Annotated in this window: 14 protein-coding genes and 2 pseudogenes; 8 read left to right on the top strand and 8 right to left on the bottom strand. The window is 42.2% G+C overall.

Going from position 1 to position 17,557, the window contains the following annotated elements; genetic code table 11:
* Window positions 1–7 precede the first annotated feature (7 nt).
* The 7 genes from trpB (at window position 8) to MSBRW_RS05895 (ending at window position 6,432) form a co-directional block, all read left to right on the top strand.
* Window positions 8–1,288, top strand: coding sequence for a tryptophan synthase subunit beta (gene trpB / locus MSBRW_RS05920; RefSeq protein WP_011308526.1), 1,281 nt, complete (start codon window positions 8–10; stop codon window positions 1,286–1,288).
* A gap of 1 nt (window position 1,289) precedes the next feature.
* On the top strand, window positions 1,290–2,081 hold the full coding sequence (gene trpA, locus MSBRW_RS05915; protein WP_011308527.1) for a tryptophan synthase subunit alpha: 792 nt from the start codon (window positions 1,290–1,292) through the stop codon (window positions 2,079–2,081).
* Between the two features lie 137 nt (window positions 2,082–2,218).
* On the top strand, window positions 2,219–3,319 hold the full coding sequence (trpD, locus tag MSBRW_RS05910) for an anthranilate phosphoribosyltransferase (RefSeq protein ID WP_011308528.1): 1,101 nt from the start codon (window positions 2,219–2,221) through the stop codon (window positions 3,317–3,319).
* Window positions 3,316–4,032, top strand: a complete 717-nt coding sequence (locus MSBRW_RS05905; protein WP_011308529.1) for a phosphoribosylanthranilate isomerase — start codon at window positions 3,316–3,318, stop codon at window positions 4,030–4,032. The genes trpD and MSBRW_RS05905 overlap by 4 nt, the downstream gene beginning before the upstream one ends.
* Window positions 4,019–5,662, top strand: a complete 1,644-nt coding sequence (trpE, locus tag MSBRW_RS05900; protein ID WP_011308530.1) for an anthranilate synthase component I — start codon at window positions 4,019–4,021, stop codon at window positions 5,660–5,662. The genes MSBRW_RS05905 and trpE overlap by 14 nt, the downstream gene beginning before the upstream one ends.
* A gap of 33 nt (window positions 5,663–5,695) precedes the next feature.
* Entirely contained in the window at window positions 5,696–5,833 is a 138-nt protein-coding gene (locus MSBRW_RS21875; protein WP_155398131.1) for a hypothetical protein, read from the top strand.
* Window positions 5,830–6,432: an aminodeoxychorismate/anthranilate synthase component II gene (locus MSBRW_RS05895; protein WP_011308531.1), complete on the top strand. Its 603-nt coding sequence runs from the start codon at window positions 5,830–5,832 to the stop codon at window positions 6,430–6,432. The genes MSBRW_RS21875 and MSBRW_RS05895 overlap by 4 nt, the downstream gene beginning before the upstream one ends.
* A gap of 106 nt (window positions 6,433–6,538) precedes the next feature.
* Here MSBRW_RS05895 and MSBRW_RS05890 read toward each other — a convergent pair whose 3' ends face one another.
* From MSBRW_RS05890 to MSBRW_RS05850, 7 genes and pseudogenes are all read right to left on the bottom strand, one after another.
* Window positions 6,539–7,285 carry a hypothetical protein gene (locus MSBRW_RS05890; protein ID WP_011308532.1) on the bottom strand — a complete coding sequence of 249 codons (747 nt, stop codon included), beginning with the start codon at window positions 7,283–7,285 and terminating at the stop codon, window positions 6,539–6,541.
* A gap of 841 nt (window positions 7,286–8,126) precedes the next feature.
* Window positions 8,127–9,020 carry a hypothetical protein gene (locus MSBRW_RS05885; protein WP_011308533.1) on the bottom strand — a complete coding sequence of 298 codons (894 nt, stop codon included), beginning with the start codon at window positions 9,018–9,020 and terminating at the stop codon, window positions 8,127–8,129.
* A 334-nt stretch (window positions 9,021–9,354) separates the two neighbouring features.
* Complete coding sequence (locus MSBRW_RS05875) at window positions 9,355–10,857, bottom strand: NosD domain-containing protein (RefSeq protein WP_011308534.1); 1,503 nt, start codon at window positions 10,855–10,857, stop codon at window positions 9,355–9,357.
* Between the two features lie 332 nt (window positions 10,858–11,189).
* Window positions 11,190–11,828: a hypothetical protein gene (locus MSBRW_RS05870; protein WP_011308535.1), complete on the bottom strand. Its 639-nt coding sequence runs from the start codon at window positions 11,826–11,828 to the stop codon at window positions 11,190–11,192.
* Between the two features lie 353 nt (window positions 11,829–12,181).
* Window positions 12,182–13,027, bottom strand: coding sequence for a hypothetical protein (locus tag MSBRW_RS05865; RefSeq protein ID WP_011308536.1), 846 nt, complete (start codon window positions 13,025–13,027; stop codon window positions 12,182–12,184).
* Between the two features lie 692 nt (window positions 13,028–13,719).
* Window positions 13,720–15,096: pseudogene (locus MSBRW_RS21870) on the bottom strand (monomethylamine:corrinoid methyltransferase).
* 17 nt (window positions 15,097–15,113) lie between these two features.
* Window positions 15,114–15,767, bottom strand: a complete 654-nt coding sequence (locus tag MSBRW_RS05850; protein ID WP_011308537.1) for a methyltransferase cognate corrinoid protein — start codon at window positions 15,765–15,767, stop codon at window positions 15,114–15,116.
* Window positions 15,768–16,078: 311 nt separating this feature from the next.
* Here MSBRW_RS05850 and MSBRW_RS21865 point away from each other — a divergent pair.
* Window positions 16,079–16,271: pseudogene (locus MSBRW_RS21865) on the top strand (IS1634 family transposase); the annotation flags it as partial.
* 13 nt (window positions 16,272–16,284) lie between these two features.
* Here MSBRW_RS21865 and MSBRW_RS05845 read toward each other — a convergent pair.
* Window positions 16,285–17,076 (bottom strand): class I SAM-dependent methyltransferase, encoded by a 792-nt coding sequence (locus MSBRW_RS05845; protein WP_011308538.1) that lies wholly within the window; start codon window positions 17,074–17,076, stop codon window positions 16,285–16,287.
* Between the last annotated feature and the right edge of the window lie 481 nt (window positions 17,077–17,557).

The following is a 17,557-nucleotide window of genomic DNA, read 5'->3' as shown; positions in this document are numbered from 1 at the left end:
AATTGAATTGACAGAAACTAAAGTTTCAGAATTTCCTGCAAAGGACTCATACTTAAATGAACTCGCAGGTTCGAAGAAAAATTCCAAAAACAGACAGATAGGCCAGGTAAAAGGAAAATACGGGAAATATGGGGGACAGTACGTACCAGAAGTCCTCATGCCGGCCTTAGAAGAGCTGGAAGAGGGATACGAGCGGTATAAAAATGACCCTGAATTCCTTGCCGAACTTGACCATTACCTGCGGGATTTTGCAGGCAGGGAAACACCTCTTTATTTTGCCAGGAACCTGAGTAAAAAATACGGGTCAAAGATCTACCTCAAACGGGAAGACCTTGTGCACGGAGGAGCCCACAAGTTAAATAATGCCATAGGGCAGGCCCTGCTTGCAAAATATATGGGGAAAACCAGGCTGATTGCCGAAACCGGTGCAGGACAGCACGGGACTGCAACAGCTATGGCAGGAGCAAATCTCGGGTTTGAAACCGTTGTCTACATGGGTGCTAAAGATATCAAACGACAGCAGATGAACGCCTACCGCATGGAACTCATGGGCACTGAAGTAAAACCCGTGGAAACCGGCTCAAAAACCCTTAAGGATGCCATTAATGAGGCTTTCAGGGACTGGGTCACGAACATAGAAAACACACATTACCTCATAGGCTCGGTTGTAGGTCCTCATCCCTATCCTGTAATAGTAAGGGATTTCCAGAGCGTTATAGGTCGTGAAGTAAAGGAACAGATTTTGCAAAAAGAAGGTCGTATGCCTGATTCCATTATTGCCTGTGCAGGCGGCGGAAGTAATGCAATGGGGATCTTCTACCCCTTTATTGAGGATAAGGATGTAAAACTGATTGCTGTCGAAGCCGGAGGAAAAGCCCTTAAATGTACGGAAAAAGCCGCTCTTCACTCAGCTTCTCTCTGTGCAGGAGAAGAAGGAATCCTGCACGGTGCAAGAACAAAGATACTGCAGGACAAAAACGGTCAAATCCTGGAATCCGAATCCGTTTCCGCAGGTCTTGATTACTCAGGGGTAGGGCCTGAACTGGCTTACCTGTCCGAAATCGGCCGAGTTACAGCCAGATATGCAACTGATGATGAAGCCCTTGAAGCTTTCCATGAACTGAGCAGGCATGAAGGAATAATTCCTGCACTGGAATCTTCACATGCCCTTGCTTATCTGAAGAGAGCCTCAGAAGCCGGAGAACTGGGAGAAGTAGTGGTTGTAAACCTTTCAGGAAGAGGCGATAAGGACCTGGAAACCGTCCTTAGCCTGAGAGGAGGGATCTAAAATGGAGAGGCAAAAAATCTCCGAAAAATTCTCCGAACTCAGGGAAAAAAAGGAAGGTGCTCTGATCTGTTACGTAATGGCAGGAGACCCGTCCGCAGAAAAAACCGGGGAAATTGTAAAAGCTCTGGTGAACGGAGGTGCGGATATCATAGAACTAGGTTTTCCCTTCTCAGACCCTGTAGCGGACGGCCCGACAATCCAGGTGGCAGGACAGAGGTCACTTGCAGCAGGAATGGATACACAGCGTTATTTTGAGCTTATTAAAAACCTGGATGTTGGAATTCCACTTGTTTGCATGACCTATTACAACCCTGTATTCAGGTACGGAGTGGAAAAATTTGTAGAAAAGGCTGCAGATGCCGGAATAAGCGGACTGATAGTACCCGATATCCCGGTTGAAGAAGCGGCTGACCTGAAAAATAGCTGTGAAAAGCACGGGCTTGACCTTATCTTTCTAATTGCACCCACAACAACCGAGGGAAGAGTCCAGAAAATCCTGGAAAGAGGTTCAGGTTTCCTTTACCTTGTCTCGAGGCTTGGGGTCACTGGAGCCAGGGAAGATGTCTCATCCTCTACCAGAGAGCTACTTTCCAGAGTAGAAACCGGGCTTCCTAAGGCTGTGGGATTTGGAATCTCAACAGGAGAGCAAGCTGCAGAAGTTAGAGACGCCGGAGCAGATGCAGTTATAGTCGGCTCGGCTTTTGTTAAGATTATAGATGAAGGAAAAGACGTAAACGAAAGGCTGGAAGCCCTTGCAAAGGAACTCAAATCCGGCATCAAAAGAGCCAGTTAAAGAAAAATGTCCGAAATTAGAAGAGACAGTTAAAGAGAAATAATCCGAAAAATCAAGAACGTCAACAGTTGAGAAGATTTTGAATCTTAAATTACATTGGAAAGGGAGAAATCAGGAGTTTGAAGGAGGAAGAAGCAATGCAGAGATATATTCAAAGGCTGGAAGAAGGGCATGATCTGAGCCCCGAAGAAGCTGAAGACGCAGTAGGTAAAATTCTGAGTACAGCACAGGATGAGGAAATCGGGAGATTTCTGCTTGCTCTGAGGGCAAAAGGTGAAAAGCCCGAAGAAATCGCGGGTTTTGTAAGGGGAATGAAAAAAGCCGGAAAAACGATCCGGCCCAAAACATCTTTCAGGCTTGTGGATACCTGCGGGACAGGAGGAGACGGCCTTAATACAATCAATATATCGACAGCAGCCGCAATTGTTACTGCTGCAGCAGGTGTTCCCGTAGCCAAGCACGGAAACCGGGCTGCCACTTCAATGTCAGGGAGTTCGGATGTACTTGACGCCCTGGGAATTAAAACTGACCTGGAGCCCGAAGCTGTCAGGCAAACGATTGAAGAGATAGGAATAGGGTTCATGTTTGCTCCGGTTTTTCACCCGGCTATGAAGAGGGTTGCAGGGGTAAGGAAAAAACTCGGAGTTCGTACGGTTTTCAATATTCTTGGGCCCCTGACTAACCCGGCAGGTACTAAAGGGCAGGTAATAGGGGTTTTTGATAAAAAACTCTGTGAACCAATAGCCTATGCTCTTGCGGAACTCGGGACCGAGCATGCTCTTGTTGTGCACGGAGATGGAATGGATGAGATTACAAATACGGGTGAAACCTATGTTGCGGAGTTAAAGGACGGCAAGGTTTCAACCTATACGTTAACTCCGGAAGCTCTTGGCATGCTGCGGGCAAATCCCGAGGATATAAAGGGCGGCACTCCAAAAGAAAATGCAAGAGATCTGCTTTGCATCTTTAAGGGCCAGAAAGGACCAAAAAGAGATATTGTAGTCATGAATGCGGCTGCCGCCCTTTATGTAGGCGGGATAGTAGGTTCTATCCGGCAAGCAATTCCTATTGCCGAAGATGCCATTGACAGTGGAAAGGTCATGGTTAAATTCAACCAGTTCAAGACTTTTACTTCAGAGTTTTACAGACAGAAAAACAAGGAAAGTCTTTCGGGAAAAAGCATGTCAATGCGCTCAAGAACTTCCATATTAAGCCCGGCCTCGGGAGAGAGGGTATGACAGCGAAAGTGAAAACGAGAATAAAGATCTGTGGAATCCGCAGCCCTGAAGAAATCGAAATTGCAGCCCTTTACGGAGCCGATGCAGTTGGGTTTATTACAGAAGTTCCTGTCGAGAGCCCAAGAAAGCTTGATTCCGATACTGCCGCTTACCTCGTGTCCAGAGTCCCTGAAACCCTGAGTTCCGTACTGGTTATCATGCCTGAAAACGCGGATACTGCCGTAGGTCTGATTAATAAAATAAAACCCGATATCGTGCAGATCCACTCCAGACTGCCCCATCTCGAACTTGAAATAATAAAAGAAAAAACGGGCATCCCTATCATAAAAACTCTGTCCGTACCTGCACAGGGAGAGGCTTCAAACGCAGGTTCCGGAAATCCTGCTTCTGTCTCAAGCCTACTTGAAGAGGTCAGTCTACTGGAAGAAGCCGACATTGTAGATTCCATTCTGCTTGATACGGCAAGGTCCGAAAAGCCCGGAGGCACAGGCTGTGTGCACGACTGGGCTCTGAGCCGGCGAATCTCAGAAGAAACGCGACTTCCCCTTATCCTTGCAGGCGGGCTCAAGCCTGAAAACGTGCGGGGAGCAATCAGGGCTGTTTCGCCTTATGCTGTGGACACAGCATCCGGGGTTGAGACCTGCGGGAAAAAAGATGCCGTAAAAATCAAAAGTTTTATTGAAGAAGTGAGGTGTGCCAATGCTTTCCTTTGACCTTGGAAAAGAAGAATTCAAAAAACTTGCTTCAGGAGTAAGCCAGCCAGGCTTTATCCAGCTCCTTGCAAGAATCGATAATTTAACATGTTCTCCTCTTGAACTTTACCACGCCCTGAGGGCATCAGGGACCTCAGGTTATTCGTACCTGCTGGAATCAGTGGAAAAACAGGAAACTAAGGCAAGGTACTCTTTTGTTGGAAATGATCCTGATGCCGTAGTTAAGATAGGTGACAGGAAAATCTCTCTTGAACTCCTTAACCCAAATGCTTCGCCTTTTTTTGAAGAAATTCAGTCGAAAACCAAAGATGCCTGTGGGTGTGAAACCATAGAGGAGGAGAATCCGGAGAAAGAAAACTCAGAACTGGGAAATTTAAAATTCACGGCTCCAATTCCTAAGGGAAAAGATGGTTTCGATGCCCTTCGCCTGGTTTTTCCTTCTGCAAACGGGATGGGTCTCCTGAACACAAAACGTTTTGACAGACAGACTTTCCTGGGCGGGGCCATAGGCTATACAGCTTATGATGCTATTTACGATAGCTGGTTAGGGGTCAAAAAAGGCTTTGAGTCCGAAATTCCGGAACTCCAGTACCTGCTGGTTTCGAAAACTTTTGTTTTCGACCATATGACTGAAGAGATATATATCGTAGTCACTCCTTTCATAATTCCGGGTGCAAATGTAGGAGAAATATATGAAAAAGCTCTCCTGGAAGCCGAAAAGCTCTATACCACACTTAAGGAAGCTGCACTCTCAGGAGACTCAGTAGAAATCGCAATACCAGGCGGATCAATCTTTCCAGGCTTACCTGTTTCGGACTGCAATGCCGGAAAAAAGAAGTTTGAGGACTCGGTAGTCCAGGCGAAAGAGCATATTTTTGCAGGAGATATTTTTCAGGTAGTTCTTTCCAGGAAATGTGAGTTTACACTCGAACAGTCACCTTTTGAACTTTATATGCAGCTTCGGGCAATTAATCCAAGTCCTTATATGTACATCTTTGAGTTTGGAGACCTGGCAATTGTCGGGGCAAGCCCTGAAACTCTGCTGACTGTCCATGAAAGGACTCTAATTACAAATCCGATTGCAGGCACTTGTCCCCGTGGAAAAACCGAAGCCGAAGATGAAGCCTTTGCTGCACACATGATGCATGATGAAAAAGAAAGGGCTGAACACGTGATGCTTGTCGATCTTGGGAGAAACGATGTAAGAATGGTTACGGAAAGCGGCTCGGTGAAGGTTTCCGAATTCATGAAAGTCCTGAAATATTCCCATGTCCAGCATATCGAAAGTAAGGTTATAGGTACCCTGAGACCGGAATGTGACCAGTTTGATGCTTTCAGGGCAATATTTCCGGCAGGAACTCTCTCAGGAGCTCCGAAAATCCGCGCCATGGAAATTATTTCCGAACTTGAAACTTCCCCGAGAGGGATCTACGGAGGAGGGGTCGGATATTACAGCTGGAACGGAGACGCCGATTTTGCAATCGTAATTCGGACCATTATTGTCCAGGGCAAGAAAGCATCAGTGCAGGCTGGAGCAGGAATCGTAGCTGATTCTGATCCTGGTTATGAATTCAGGGAAACCGAACGTAAGATGGGAGCAATGCTTGCGGCAATTGGCGAAGAACATTAAAACAATTTGTTAAGCAACTCCGAGGTGAAATTTATGAGAAGAAGTTCAGGCAGGAATGTTTTACAGGAAAGAAATCCAGGAACCGGGCTTTTCAGAAAAGGGGAAGTTAAAGGGGAGATACGAGAGGAAAATAAACTAAAAATGATAAGTTCAGGAGGTGTTTTCAGATGAAGGTGGTTTTCATAAACAACAAGGATTCCTTTGTATGGAATCTTGTAGACTATATATCTTATTTTGAGAAAGATACTCTGGTACTTCCCAATACGGTTTCTCTTGAGGAACTCCGGAAGATAAAGCCTGATGCCCTGGTTATTTCCCCGGGTCCGGGTAATCCTTCAGACCCCAGGGATATAGGAAATTGCCTGGAAATAATCCGGGAAATGGGCAGGGAAATTCCCCTTCTTGGAGTCTGCCTTGGACACCAGGCAATCAATGTGGCTTTCGGCGGAGCTGTCCGAAGAAGCAAGGTCGGTCCAGTGCATGGAAAAAGTTCGAAGATTCTTCATGAGGACTCTGCATTGTTTTCAGCCTTTCAAGGCCCATTTGAAGCAGGCCGTTATCACTCCCTTGAAATTGGGGAGCCTGCCCCCGGGATAAAAGTTACTGCCAGGGCTGAGGACGGGAGCATTATGGCGGTGGAACATGTAAAGTATCCAATCTATGGCCTGCAGTTCCATCCCGAATCCGTGCTTACTCCCAATGGGCTGAAAATAATAGAAAGTTTTCTGGAAATTTCCAAAAATTATAAAAAAAGACAGCCGGCTGTATAAACAGCCCGAGATATTATGAAAAAAGACATCCAGCTGTGCAAACAGCCAGAAATTTTCCAGGAGAAATTATTTTTTAATTACCAGTCTCATTATTCTGGTTATCAGGTTACTTTTCCTTTCTGGCAGCTTCAGTTTCAGGATCTTGTTCCTCCCCTTCTCCCTCAAAGAATTCCTCTTCTGTGAATTCTTCATTAGGCTTGGTCTCATAACCTGCAGGCTGTAGATTCCGAAGCTCTGAGAATTGACTTACGGTTTGGGCGATAAGCTGTGGGTATTTGTCAATCTGTTCCTTTGTAACAAACCCTGAGGCTTCGGAGTATTCTATAATTTCTTCTCTAGCCTCTTTTGCTTCCTTAGTTAAATCTTCAAGTTGCTGCTTATTTGCAAGATAAGCCATTTCCTCAAGTGACATGGTTGTCCAGAGGGTTACAACTTCCATTTTCTTCTCAACTGCGCCCATCCCTATCATTTTAAGCGTGTCGATCGCAAGTTTTGCAGGTTCGAGCATCTCGGCCTGTACTGCTCCTTTTCCGATCTCCTGTGCAGCTTTTGAAAAAGACCACATCGCGTTTGAGAAATTCTTATCAAGTGCAGTTTCAGAAAGATATTTAAGTTCATTAATAGCTGTGGACGCAACATTATCCATCTTTTTCTGGATAGCTTTATTACCAATGTTTCTGAGTGAGATAACGACTCGCTTTGACTCTTTCTCAAAATTACTTTCAAGCAACTCATGCCCTAATTCCCGGAGGTACTCAGCATACTGGAGCGCATCATATTCATTCTGTTCTCTTATTGCTCGTTCTCCAGATTCTCCAAGTTCAATAGCCTTTTGTTCGTTCAGTGAGAACATATTAAAACCCCTTTCCAGTAAAATTCGTTAAAAATTTTTGGATTTTAGAAATTTAAGTATTTATATAGGTTTACTCAGATATTAGTTTTCCTATAATTTTCAAAATACATTTGGAACTTCAAGATTACTATTTCAGATTATACTTAATTTTATATGTTTACTTGACAGAAATTGAAATTAAAATTGGGATTAAAATTGGGATTAAAATAAAAGATGACCCGATTAAAAGACATATATATAAAATAGAAAGAGTTAAATACATTTCATGCATAATATATATCATCTGAGTAAAAAACTCACGCCGGGTTTCTGGCATATTCTCCTGCGTGAGTAAAATCAACCTTCGAGGTAGGGGGAAGGGTTCCACTCCTTACCTTCCTCTTACCCGAACAACTGTTTTGCATGCTAAGTGCAGAGTATTGTATGCTAAGTACAGACTAAATCTAAACGCCTCTTATAACACTTCACTTTGAAACCTCAAGCACTTATCAAGGAAGCAATAATTTGCTTTAGAGAAATACTGTAGTAATTTATTTAAAACTAATGGTTTCAAAGAAGTGAGAAACTTTCAAAGAGTACTCGAACACTTATTTCAGCTTTACCAGGAACAGGTATAGGTTTTCTTCAAGAAAGTCTGAATAAAAATCACTTCTTTTTCCAAAACAGAATAAAAAAAATCGAAATCTGGGAGTAGGTCAAAAGTAAAAATTCATAAAAAATTTAAAGCCAGAATAAACCAGGCCATCTACAAAAACGAAAAGTTTATTATGTAAATATTTTTCTTGGATAAACAGATGGAATAAATAACTGAGCTATATAAACAGCTGCGTTAGAGTACCTCTTACTGAATTTTCATATTAGATTGGATTTTTTTCTGAAGAGTCTTTATTACCTGGAACTTCTCCACTTTTTCCTCGGAATCCGTATAGCTGACATCTTTAAAATTATCCAGAGCCACTTCCGCCACGATTGAAGAATTATTTAGAACCTTTTCTTCAGCCTGGACTCGCAGAGTCTCAAGTGCCCACTGACACTGCAAAGCTGCATCATTAAGCCCCTTCTTTACAGATAGTTTCCCGATATCTTCTATGGAAAGCGCTGTTGAACTCAAAGCTTCATCAAAGTAATTCTCCGCCGCAAGTTTACCAATTTCCTCAAGCAAAAGCAGGCTGCTTACAGTTTCAAGTTCAAGGCTTTTTGCTGCAACTTTTTTCCCGATTTCTCCCAGGCAGGTTACTGCACTGAGCACAACGTCCTCCATACCCTGTCTGGCAGCAGAGGTTCCGATCTCTTTAAAGAGCAAAGAAAAGGAAATTACCTTTTCCTGATCCCACTGTTCTGGGAAGAAGTTCCAGATCTCCATCAGAGTTGTAGCAGCGACCTTTGAACCAGCTTCAAGAGAATGTACAGCTGCAGTTTTTCCCAATTTTCCTATTGCTATGGAGGCCTTGCCGAGGGCAGACTCAAATCCATTGTCTGCTGCTTTCCTTGCCAGTTTCCCGAGGGACAGGATAGAATTAATTGTAACAAGCTCCATCTCTTTCTCTGCAGCTGCCTGTGCGCCATTCTCAATTGATAGGATGACTCTCTCGGCATCTGCCTCTTCATTCTCAGAAAGGAAATCTGCCGCAATTCCTGTAAGGGAATCAAGGGCCTGGAAAGCTCTGTTCTCATCTCCCTCGTCAACTGCAGATAAATTTACTTCAACTGCCTCTGCCTCATTTAATGTAATCATTCTTTTTGCCCCTCTTTATTGATAGTATCCCTCTTTATTGATAGTATCCTATTGGTAGTGTCTCTTATTATTAGTAGAACGCATTAAGCTTCAATATTTTCCCGCAGGTTTTATAATTCTTGCCTGTATATTTCATCGCATATTTTTAATTTCAAATTATTGTGTAAGAGATACGGCTACGCAGGAAATGGAGTCTGGCTTACTCTATGAAGTTACGAGGTTATTAGTGTTACTATTTTGTAACCGAAGCAGTTCATTCAAAAAAGGGTTTCCGTTTTTTTCAGAAAGTAAATTTTGAACTTAGTCGGAATTACGTACCATTCAAAGGCCTCTTTTATTTCGATTTACTTTTCTCTTCATAGGTAAGAGCGTTTTCCAGAACTTTTTCGTACACTTCTTTGTCTTCCAGTCCAACAATTCTTGCCCTTACTCTGTCTGTGGTAATATTACCATCCAGTTGCATGTAAACATATGTTCCATTTTCAATACCCACAATCATGGAAGAGTCTGGAATGTAGCCTACATCAAAATAAGTTGCAAGCTGAGGATTTTTGTTTATATTTATGGACATTATTGTTGCTCTATCCCCGTACTTGGAAACCAGCTCATCGAGAATAGGTTTCATGGATTGGCAGGCTCCACACCATTCAGCCCCAAGTTTCAAAAATACCGGACCTTCCTCAAGGAATTTATTTATCTGTCCAAGTTCGGTTGTCTCGATAACAGCCCCTTTTTCGCGGTTACCCGTTGAGTTTTCAGGGTACTTTTTTTCAAATAGCACCAACAAAATGTAGCCATTAGCACCCAAAGCTTCGGAGCCACTGCCTGAAGAAATCCTATTTATCAAAGGCATATAATCAATAGCTCCAGTGATCTGGTTAATGGCGTACTGATTATCGATTATACCATTTCCATCGGCATCTGCCCCTGTATGATCATTCCAGAAGTTACCTGTCGAGCTGCTGTTCCATATATTATTTCCTTCGTCTGCTGCATTCAGAAAGTTAACAAATTCATTTTCATAGAATGAATTGTTTGATGAACCCCTAAGATCCACGCCAATGTCGTTAAAGTAGAGATTATTATTGGTTAAAATATTGGACCCGGCCACCTGGCCTAGAACCCCATATTCATTTTTCAAAATTAGGTTATAAGCAAGCTTATTTCCCTGAGACATTTGCAGGAGAATGCCCACTCCATTTGAACCTGCAGTATTGTTAACAAGATTATTGTTAAAGGAATTATTCAGCGAAATTCCCTGATTATTTCTCACTACCCAATTGTTTGACAGTACATTCTCCTCTGAATTGTCAAGCACAATCCCCTCGTTCCCAAGGCTTACAAGGTTTCCATCAAGATGGTTGTCCTGAGAACTCTTGAGAACAATCCCTTGATCTGTCAGTATCAGCGTATTGTTATTTAAGGAGCAATTTCGTACACCTTCAAGGTAAAGCCCGACCTCCTGAGACATATCCTTTCCGAAAGGATCTCCTGCAATATGAAAACCGTTTAGTGTCACATTGTCTGAGCTGATACTGAAGACCGCATTGTCAGAAACCGTACCTATAATATAGGTGCGGTTAGTCTGGCTGCCTGAGAGCATGGGATGAGAGAGAATTGTAAGTTCCCTGTTGACGATTATATTTTCCCTGTATACACCGGGGCTTACAAGGACTGTATCCCCATCATGTGAATTATTGATAGCTTCCTGGATCGAAGAATAATTCCCATCACCACTGTTATTTACAGTGACAACCGCAGCCTCGGTTTGAGTAATTGCTGTCCAAAGCATAAATAGAAAAATTATGAGAATAACCTGAATGCGTTTCCGTTTCATGGACCAATAACCCCTAAAATTACCAAAGTTGACCTGGCAAAAAAGAAATCTTGTTTTTATAACAACTTGTAAGATGAATAATTGGAATAAAAATCATTATGAAATATATATTCTGAAAAATATACCTTAAATGTTAAGGTTTCCTGCATTTCTCAAGCCATTCAACGGTAGCTAGAATTCGCATCATATTAAGTACTCTACCGATGCAGCCACTTGAATCAGTTATGTCGATTCTCAGTTAAACAGGTCCCATGAAATTAGAGGATTCCCTGGAACTGCAACCAGGATCAAAGCTATTCAGAGCAAACGGCACTTTAAAATATTATAAGTTTTCAATCAAGAGATTCGGCTTCATGTATATATTCAGATCCATTGAGAGTTTCAAGGGCAAGTTTTGTCATAAGCACGTGACTTATTAAAAATTTTGCATTAACTTCAAAAATCATCGTTCCCAGAGAATTAGCAGCTCTTATGATTAAATTCTCAAAGTCGGTAAAACCCGTATAAGACGATTCATTTTCCGAAAGGACAGGAATATCCTGAAGGGAATCGGTTTCTCCTCCCTGTTGAACAAGCAGACTAAAAATACCCGGAAATTCTCTGGAGAAGAGAATAGCCTCTTTTCCAGGAGGTTGAGATAAGAGGATAGATGACTTTGGAGGAAGAAATCCTCCGTTTTCCGGAACCCTGATACTCTGCTGCCCGAAAGTTTCCTTTCCTATAGATCCTATAGCAAGCGCCGCAGCAAGCGCCTCTCTCTCCGTCTTCTGAAGCGAGGCAGAATTCGCAATTTCTCCAAGATATGAGACTGCGATCCTGACCGCAGACTCCATATTTTGCCCAACCGCTGCTTTCCCAATTGCACAGAGAGAGTAAAGGATGCTTAAACCGGTATCAGTCATTTTCTGCTCTCTTGCAATTTCAGCCATCTTTCCAAGCGAAAAGAGTGATAAAAATACCCCGATTTCCATTTTTTGAAAGACAGCCGCGCTACCTATGTCTCTTATGCAGATAATAGCCTTTTTTGCATCGGGCTCGAGTTTTCTATTTATATATTCGGTTCCTCGTTCCGTAAGGAAATCTATGGATCGTAATACGCCAAGCTCATCATTTTCCTTAACTGAAGTTAGCCCGAGATCCGTTGCCCCGGTTTCGTTTGAAATAGACGTTCAGAACACCCCACTAAAAATTTATATCGGGAAAAAGCACCTTAAAACCAGGTAATCCTTCCTGCACTCCTTTCCCTGTAAAGAAGGCAACGATTGAGATTTAATATCGAACTGATTAACTCAATATGAATAATCATTAAACTGAATGTAACAGTTCATAAACCTGTACCTGGTGATCTCTTTTTTCCCCTGGAAATTTTATTCAGCTTATCTTCCAGTCTCTCAATATTCAATCTTTCAAAGTGAAGGAGAGCCACTTCAGCAATTATGGATGCATTCATTAGATAGCGATCCTCGGCATTAAATTTAATTGCCTCGAGTGAATAGGCTGCCTGAAGCAAAGCCTTATCAAGCCCCTGACGATCTGCAGTTTTTTCTATATCCTGGATAGAGCGTACACTCATATCTGCAGTTTCTTTCAAGTTTTTTTCAATTGCACCTGTTCCGATCTCCTGCAACAGCAGCTCGGCATTTAATACCGCGTCCTCAAAATTCTGGCTTGCAGCAACCTTCCCGGTTTCCCCGAGAAGGAAAGCTGTACTGCTTGCAACATCACCCAGCTTTTGCCATGTAACGCTTTTTCCGATCTCCCCAAGAGCGAAAATAACTGCAATTGTTCCCTTTTTAGCTCTTCGCGAAGCTGCAGTATTTCCCATCTCGCCAAGGTAGGAAGCTGCGATCTTTGCAGGAGTCTCCATTTTTTGTTCTGCTGCGACCTTTCCAATCTCTCCAAATGCAAGTGCTATGCTCACAAGAACATTTTCCATATTCTGCTTGCATGCCTCTGTGGCAACCTGGGGAAAAAGCAAAAGCGTATTGACAACAATTGGTTCAAGCTTGGCAACAGCTGCCGCTTTTCCTATCTTTTTCATATATTCAATTAATCTTTTTGTGTCGATTTCATTCTCTTCTTTTGCATATTTCAGTGCAAGCTCTAAGAGGTAGTTAAGGACTTCTTTGATGTCGGTTTCATTCTTTTCATTAACCAGAGTAAGTCCCATTTCCAAAGCTTCGTTTTCATCGAGCGGTAGAATAATCCTTCATGCCCCCAGGTTCTCTCTCAAGTAAGTATGGATATGTGAGAATATGAGCTTTATCATGGGAAAAAAGCACTGTTGAGAAATATTTATTCACTTCGGAACCGGAAAAAACTGGAAAGTGTTAAAATGAGAATATTAGTTGTGGCAAAGTATAAATATCACTTATAGGTAATAAGAATCCGGTTGCTTGCGAGTAGATATTAAAGCCTCATTTCATACACCACGACCAAAACGATTATCAGGAAGGATAAGTTTTATTTCCTTCTTCTTGTCCGTCTCTAACCGTTTTCTCGTGAGCAGCCTATTCTATTTTTTATAAATCTGAAATTCAAGGTGCAGTACCAATTGTATAGAACTCATTTGAATAAACTTGTTCAAATCAATCAATCAATCAATCAATGCCTTCCTCTCATCAAAATCAACCAGTTTGGATCATGCACTGGCACCTGAAAAAATAGGCACTTAAAAAAGGATGTTATTTTCACAGAGAAGTCTACGCCGTGAAAGTGTAGAAAAAGCATGAAGAAAGTACCCAAAAAAGTCAGAAAGCCTGGACTGAACGTCCAGACTCAGTCGTAGAATTAAGCGCTTTCTCAATTGGCTTCTATTTTGAGAAGTAATTTCGGTTTTAACAAACTATGTTTATTTTTATCTTAGAATACAAGTCCCAGGTCTTCGAGCTTCTTTCTTGCTCCGTCGTATACCTGCATGTACTCTTCAGTTGGTGTTACGGTCTTTACGTCGTAGCATTCCTGGAAGGTCTTTCCTGCTGGTGCGCTTGCGTAATTCTTCTCGTAGAGTGCTACAAGCTTGTCGAGTATCACATTTACTTCTGAGATTTCCACACCTGCCGTTGCCCTTGCTACTTCTCCCATCATTCTGGCTTCCATACCTGTGGTCTTGTCGGTAACGACACCCTTTGCGGATGCGACACCGGAGAGGATTTCTCTGCCTGAAGCAGTGTCAGTAATGGATTGGGCTGAAGCTTCGAGCAGGCACATCTCAGTGCATGGGCCTGCACATGGGTAGTACTGGTTACCTGACAGTATGTCCGTAAATTCGGAAATTGTTGCACATGCCCAGCCTGCAATCGTCAATGTCTCTCTGGTGTTTGTTGAACCCCAGCGAATGTGGACAGGGCCGTCCAGGTGCCAGCTTGCGTTGCTCATAACAAGGGAGTTGATATGGGTTGCAATGTTGACTATAGTCGTTTCTTCAATGCCGCCTGCATATCCTCCAAAGATCGGCATCTGTTCGTCCATTATGATGTCGCTGTTCCCATTGTAGTGAGCAATAACTGAAATTGCATCGAGATCGATCTTGAGTTCACAGAGTTGCGAGACCTCGTGACTGTCCGTACAGGTCATTCCGCCGGCACAGTCAGCGGAAATGTTTCCCTGGGCGGACAGTGAGGTCTCTGGGCCCTAGACACCCATGCCAGGCCTACCAGCCATGGCGCAAGCATTCTTAATTAGCCTTGTTTCGGTCTTTGCAGCAAGAACTTCATAAGGACTTTTTGGAACAGGAGCTTTTCCACGTACTGTAGTCATGACACCATTAACAATCGTGTCTACTTCCTTTTCCAGGGCATAGCTCATGTGAACAGGCATAAACACGTCTTCGGAAATTGGAGAACCGGTAGGTCCACCCTGTACGATTGGCTTTGCCTTGTCACCAACACTTCTCTTCCTTACATTAACGGCATCCCTGCCAGTTCCGAGCACAAATTCCTTCTGGGCATTGTTGATTGCATCCCAGATTTCGTCTTCAGTGTACTTTACGATCCTATGGGTATCTGTGCAATAAATTCCACACTCAAGTAGCATCTCAAAGCCGGCCTTGAAGAGTTTTTCCATCATATCCTTATCTGTCGGGATAAACTCTCCCTTGAAGTCAAGCCCATACTTCTGCTTGAGTTCCATTGCTTTCATTGGGATCCTCATGAGATCCCAGTCGTCCAGAGTACACTTTTCTCCTACTTTTGCTCTGTCGTAGAAATCATAGCAATCAAAGGACTTTCTAAATGTCATTGTCTTGCCTCCCAGGATTATTTCATTACCTCAAGTGCAACTTTTGCAGCCTCAGCAGCATTTTCTGCAGTTGCATCAGCTCCGATTTCTTCGATCCATTTATCAGATACTGGTGCTCCTCCGAACATGCACTTTACATTGTCCCTGAGTTTTTCTTCATTGAGCCTGTCCATAAGGTCTTTCTGGCCGAGCATGGAGGTGGTCATAAGGGCAGAGCCTACTAAGAGGACTTTATCTCCCTTGTGCTTTGCAGCTTCTTCTACGACGTTTTCATTAAGCACATCAACTCCCAGGTCAACGATCTGGAACCCATTTGCTCCAAGCATTGTGGTAACAAGCCTGTGACCAATGTCGTGAATATCCCCTTCTGCAACAAAGGTGATGGCAAGTCCTGCTTCTTCTCCTTCTTTCTTGTTCTTTTCAAGTTCAGGGGTAAGGACTTCCATTGCATTACTCATCGCTTTTCCGGACATCATGATCTGAGGCAAAAAAATCTCGGCGGCTTCGAACTTGTCACCGACAATTTTCATTCCAACGGAAAGGCCCTTTGTAATAATGTCAAGTGCCGGAATTCCTGAAGCCAGAGCCTCCTTGCATAGCTCTGGAGTACCTGCGACATTTTGATTTACGATTGCGTCGCGTAACTTATCAAAGATTTCAGTATTTGTCATCCCATTATCACTTCTTTTTGTTTTTCACGTTTGGCCGGTCAGGAATTAGTTTTCCACTTGCCGGGTAACGGAAGCTCATTACCCCTCATCAATATATAAATCTTTTCCTCCAATATAGAAAGTATATATATTTTGCGTCAGAGAATATGCGGGCGACAATATATAATATAAATATATTTTGATTGAATTATATTGAAATCAAGCCGGAAAATTCCAATATAAAAATAAAAAAAGTTGAAGCAGAAACGAAAAATTTCTATATAAACGAAAAAGTTATATAAAAATGAAAAATTTTCGATTAACTCCACCGTCACCTGAAAAAAGAGTCCAGAATAGAAGCACTTGCAATGGTAATAATGGTTCTATGCTTGTTATTGTACTCAATGGCTGAGTGGAAACTGAGAACAAGATTGGAAGAAACAAAATAAGCTATTAGAAGCCAATTTAAGAAGAAAAACACAGACTTCAAAAATGAAATTAGTATTATTCCTGTTCAGGGGAATTCTCCCAATAGGCCTCATTTCTCCCGATAAGCCTCAATTTCCAGCCTTTTCATCTGGACATGGACATATCCTTTGTCATCAGGCGGATAATTTTTCACAAAAAGAGTTACAAGTTCGCTTATAAAATCCTCTTTTAATTCTGGAGGTACCCGCTGTATATAAGGGTGCCAGGTTGAAGCAATCCAGGCGAAGAGTTCATTTTCTCCATGAAGAGCCATGTCTTTTGAGATCAATTCCAAACGCTTAATTAAAAAACCTGCATCTTTGAGCCATTTACCGTATTCTTCAGGTCCGTAAAAGCCATACGGAAATACGAAATCCTTGAAATAAGAACTCCATTTGTCGTTTTCGAGCATATAGTCAAGAGTTTTGAGAATCTCTGCAGCGTTTCCTCTCCCTCCAAGCTGGGCCAGAAATACTCCGCCAGGCTTGAGGCTTTTCCAAAAACCCTTCAGAGCAGCTTCAGGAACTTTTATCCAGTGAAGAACAGCATTGGAAAAGACAATGTCAAACTCATAGTCAAAAGTAAGTTCACTTGCATTTGCTTGCATAAAAGCAAGGTTTGGAAACTTCTCTTGAGGATAATGATTCCTGGCAAAAGTAATCATTTCTTCAGAGAGATCGATTCCTAGAACAGAGCCTTCAGGTAGAATTTTTGCAACTTCAGCACTAAGTTTTCCATCCCCGCAGCCAACATCCAGAAACCTTTCATTTCCTTTCAAGTTCAGCTTTGCAAGAAGTTCAAACCCCCAATTTTTCTGAGCTGAGGAATTCGAAGAATAAAGTTTTGGATCCCAAGAATACATAAAGACTATTTGTATTTTCTCTAAATATTTAACAGTTCTGGCTCCTTTAGGTTTCCTGTATTTCTGTGTGAATATTAGAAAGCTCTAGATAGAAAATTTATAGGACTTGTTATATCCTGAAATGATCTTGAAGATTCAAAACCATTTGAAAGTTCAATATACGATGCAACAACATCAACGCAAAAGGTCAAGGAATGATGAAAATTTAATTTCAAGTATTTATACCCACATTTGTCATTAATGATATTTGAGAAGTGCAATTATAGAGTCATTACCGAAGTGAAAACTGAAATTTATATCTCAATCATTCCTAAACACTGAGTAAATTTCAATTCTATTTTGGTACTTTGTAATGATCATGTAAAAGAAGTAAATTTAAAGTTGAATTAAAATAGTGGATCACTAGCATACGGTATAGAATACAATAAAAGAATTTAAAAAGCGAAATAATTTTAGGATAAAAAAGCATTATTCTCGTAAG

This window comes from Methanosarcina barkeri str. Wiesmoor (assembly GCF_000969985.1).
GTDB lineage: Archaea > Halobacteriota > Methanosarcinia > Methanosarcinales > Methanosarcinaceae > Methanosarcina > Methanosarcina barkeri_B.
This window is presented reverse-complemented; position numbering and strand designations above follow the sequence as displayed.

Bases quoted from the DNA above. Each gene is read 5' to 3' on its own strand.
- MSBRW_RS05890 (WP_011308532.1), bottom strand. From the start codon at position 7,285: ATGTTCTCACTGAACGAACAAAAGGCTATTGAACTTGGAGAATCTGGA.
- MSBRW_RS05850 (WP_011308537.1), bottom strand. From the start codon at position 15,767: ATGACAAATACTGAAATCTTTGATAAGTTACGCGACGCAATCGTAAAT.
- trpD (WP_011308528.1), top strand. From the start codon at position 2,219: ATGCAGAGATATATTCAAAGGCTGGAAGAAGGGCATGATCTGAGCCCC.
- MSBRW_RS05845 (WP_011308538.1), bottom strand. From the start codon at position 17,076: ATGTATTCTTGGGATCCAAAACTTTATTCTTCGAATTCCTCAGCTCAG.
- MSBRW_RS21875 (WP_155398131.1), top strand. From the start codon at position 5,696: ATGAGAAGAAGTTCAGGCAGGAATGTTTTACAGGAAAGAAATCCAGGA.
- MSBRW_RS05870 (WP_011308535.1), bottom strand. From the start codon at position 11,828: ATGGAAATCGGGGTATTTTTATCACTCTTTTCGCTTGGAAAGATGGCT.
- MSBRW_RS05895 (WP_011308531.1), top strand. From the start codon at position 5,830: ATGAAGGTGGTTTTCATAAACAACAAGGATTCCTTTGTATGGAATCTT.
- MSBRW_RS05885 (WP_011308533.1), bottom strand. From the start codon at position 9,020: ATGATTACATTAAATGAGGCAGAGGCAGTTGAAGTAAATTTATCTGCA.
- MSBRW_RS05875 (WP_011308534.1), bottom strand. From the start codon at position 10,857: ATGAAACGGAAACGCATTCAGGTTATTCTCATAATTTTTCTATTTATG.
- trpE (WP_011308530.1), top strand. From the start codon at position 4,019: ATGCTTTCCTTTGACCTTGGAAAAGAAGAATTCAAAAAACTTGCTTCA.
- MSBRW_RS05865 (WP_011308536.1), bottom strand. From the start codon at position 13,027: ATGGGACTTACTCTGGTTAATGAAAAGAATGAAACCGACATCAAAGAA.
- trpA (WP_011308527.1), top strand. From the start codon at position 1,290: ATGGAGAGGCAAAAAATCTCCGAAAAATTCTCCGAACTCAGGGAAAAA.
- MSBRW_RS05905 (WP_011308529.1), top strand. From the start codon at position 3,316: ATGACAGCGAAAGTGAAAACGAGAATAAAGATCTGTGGAATCCGCAGC.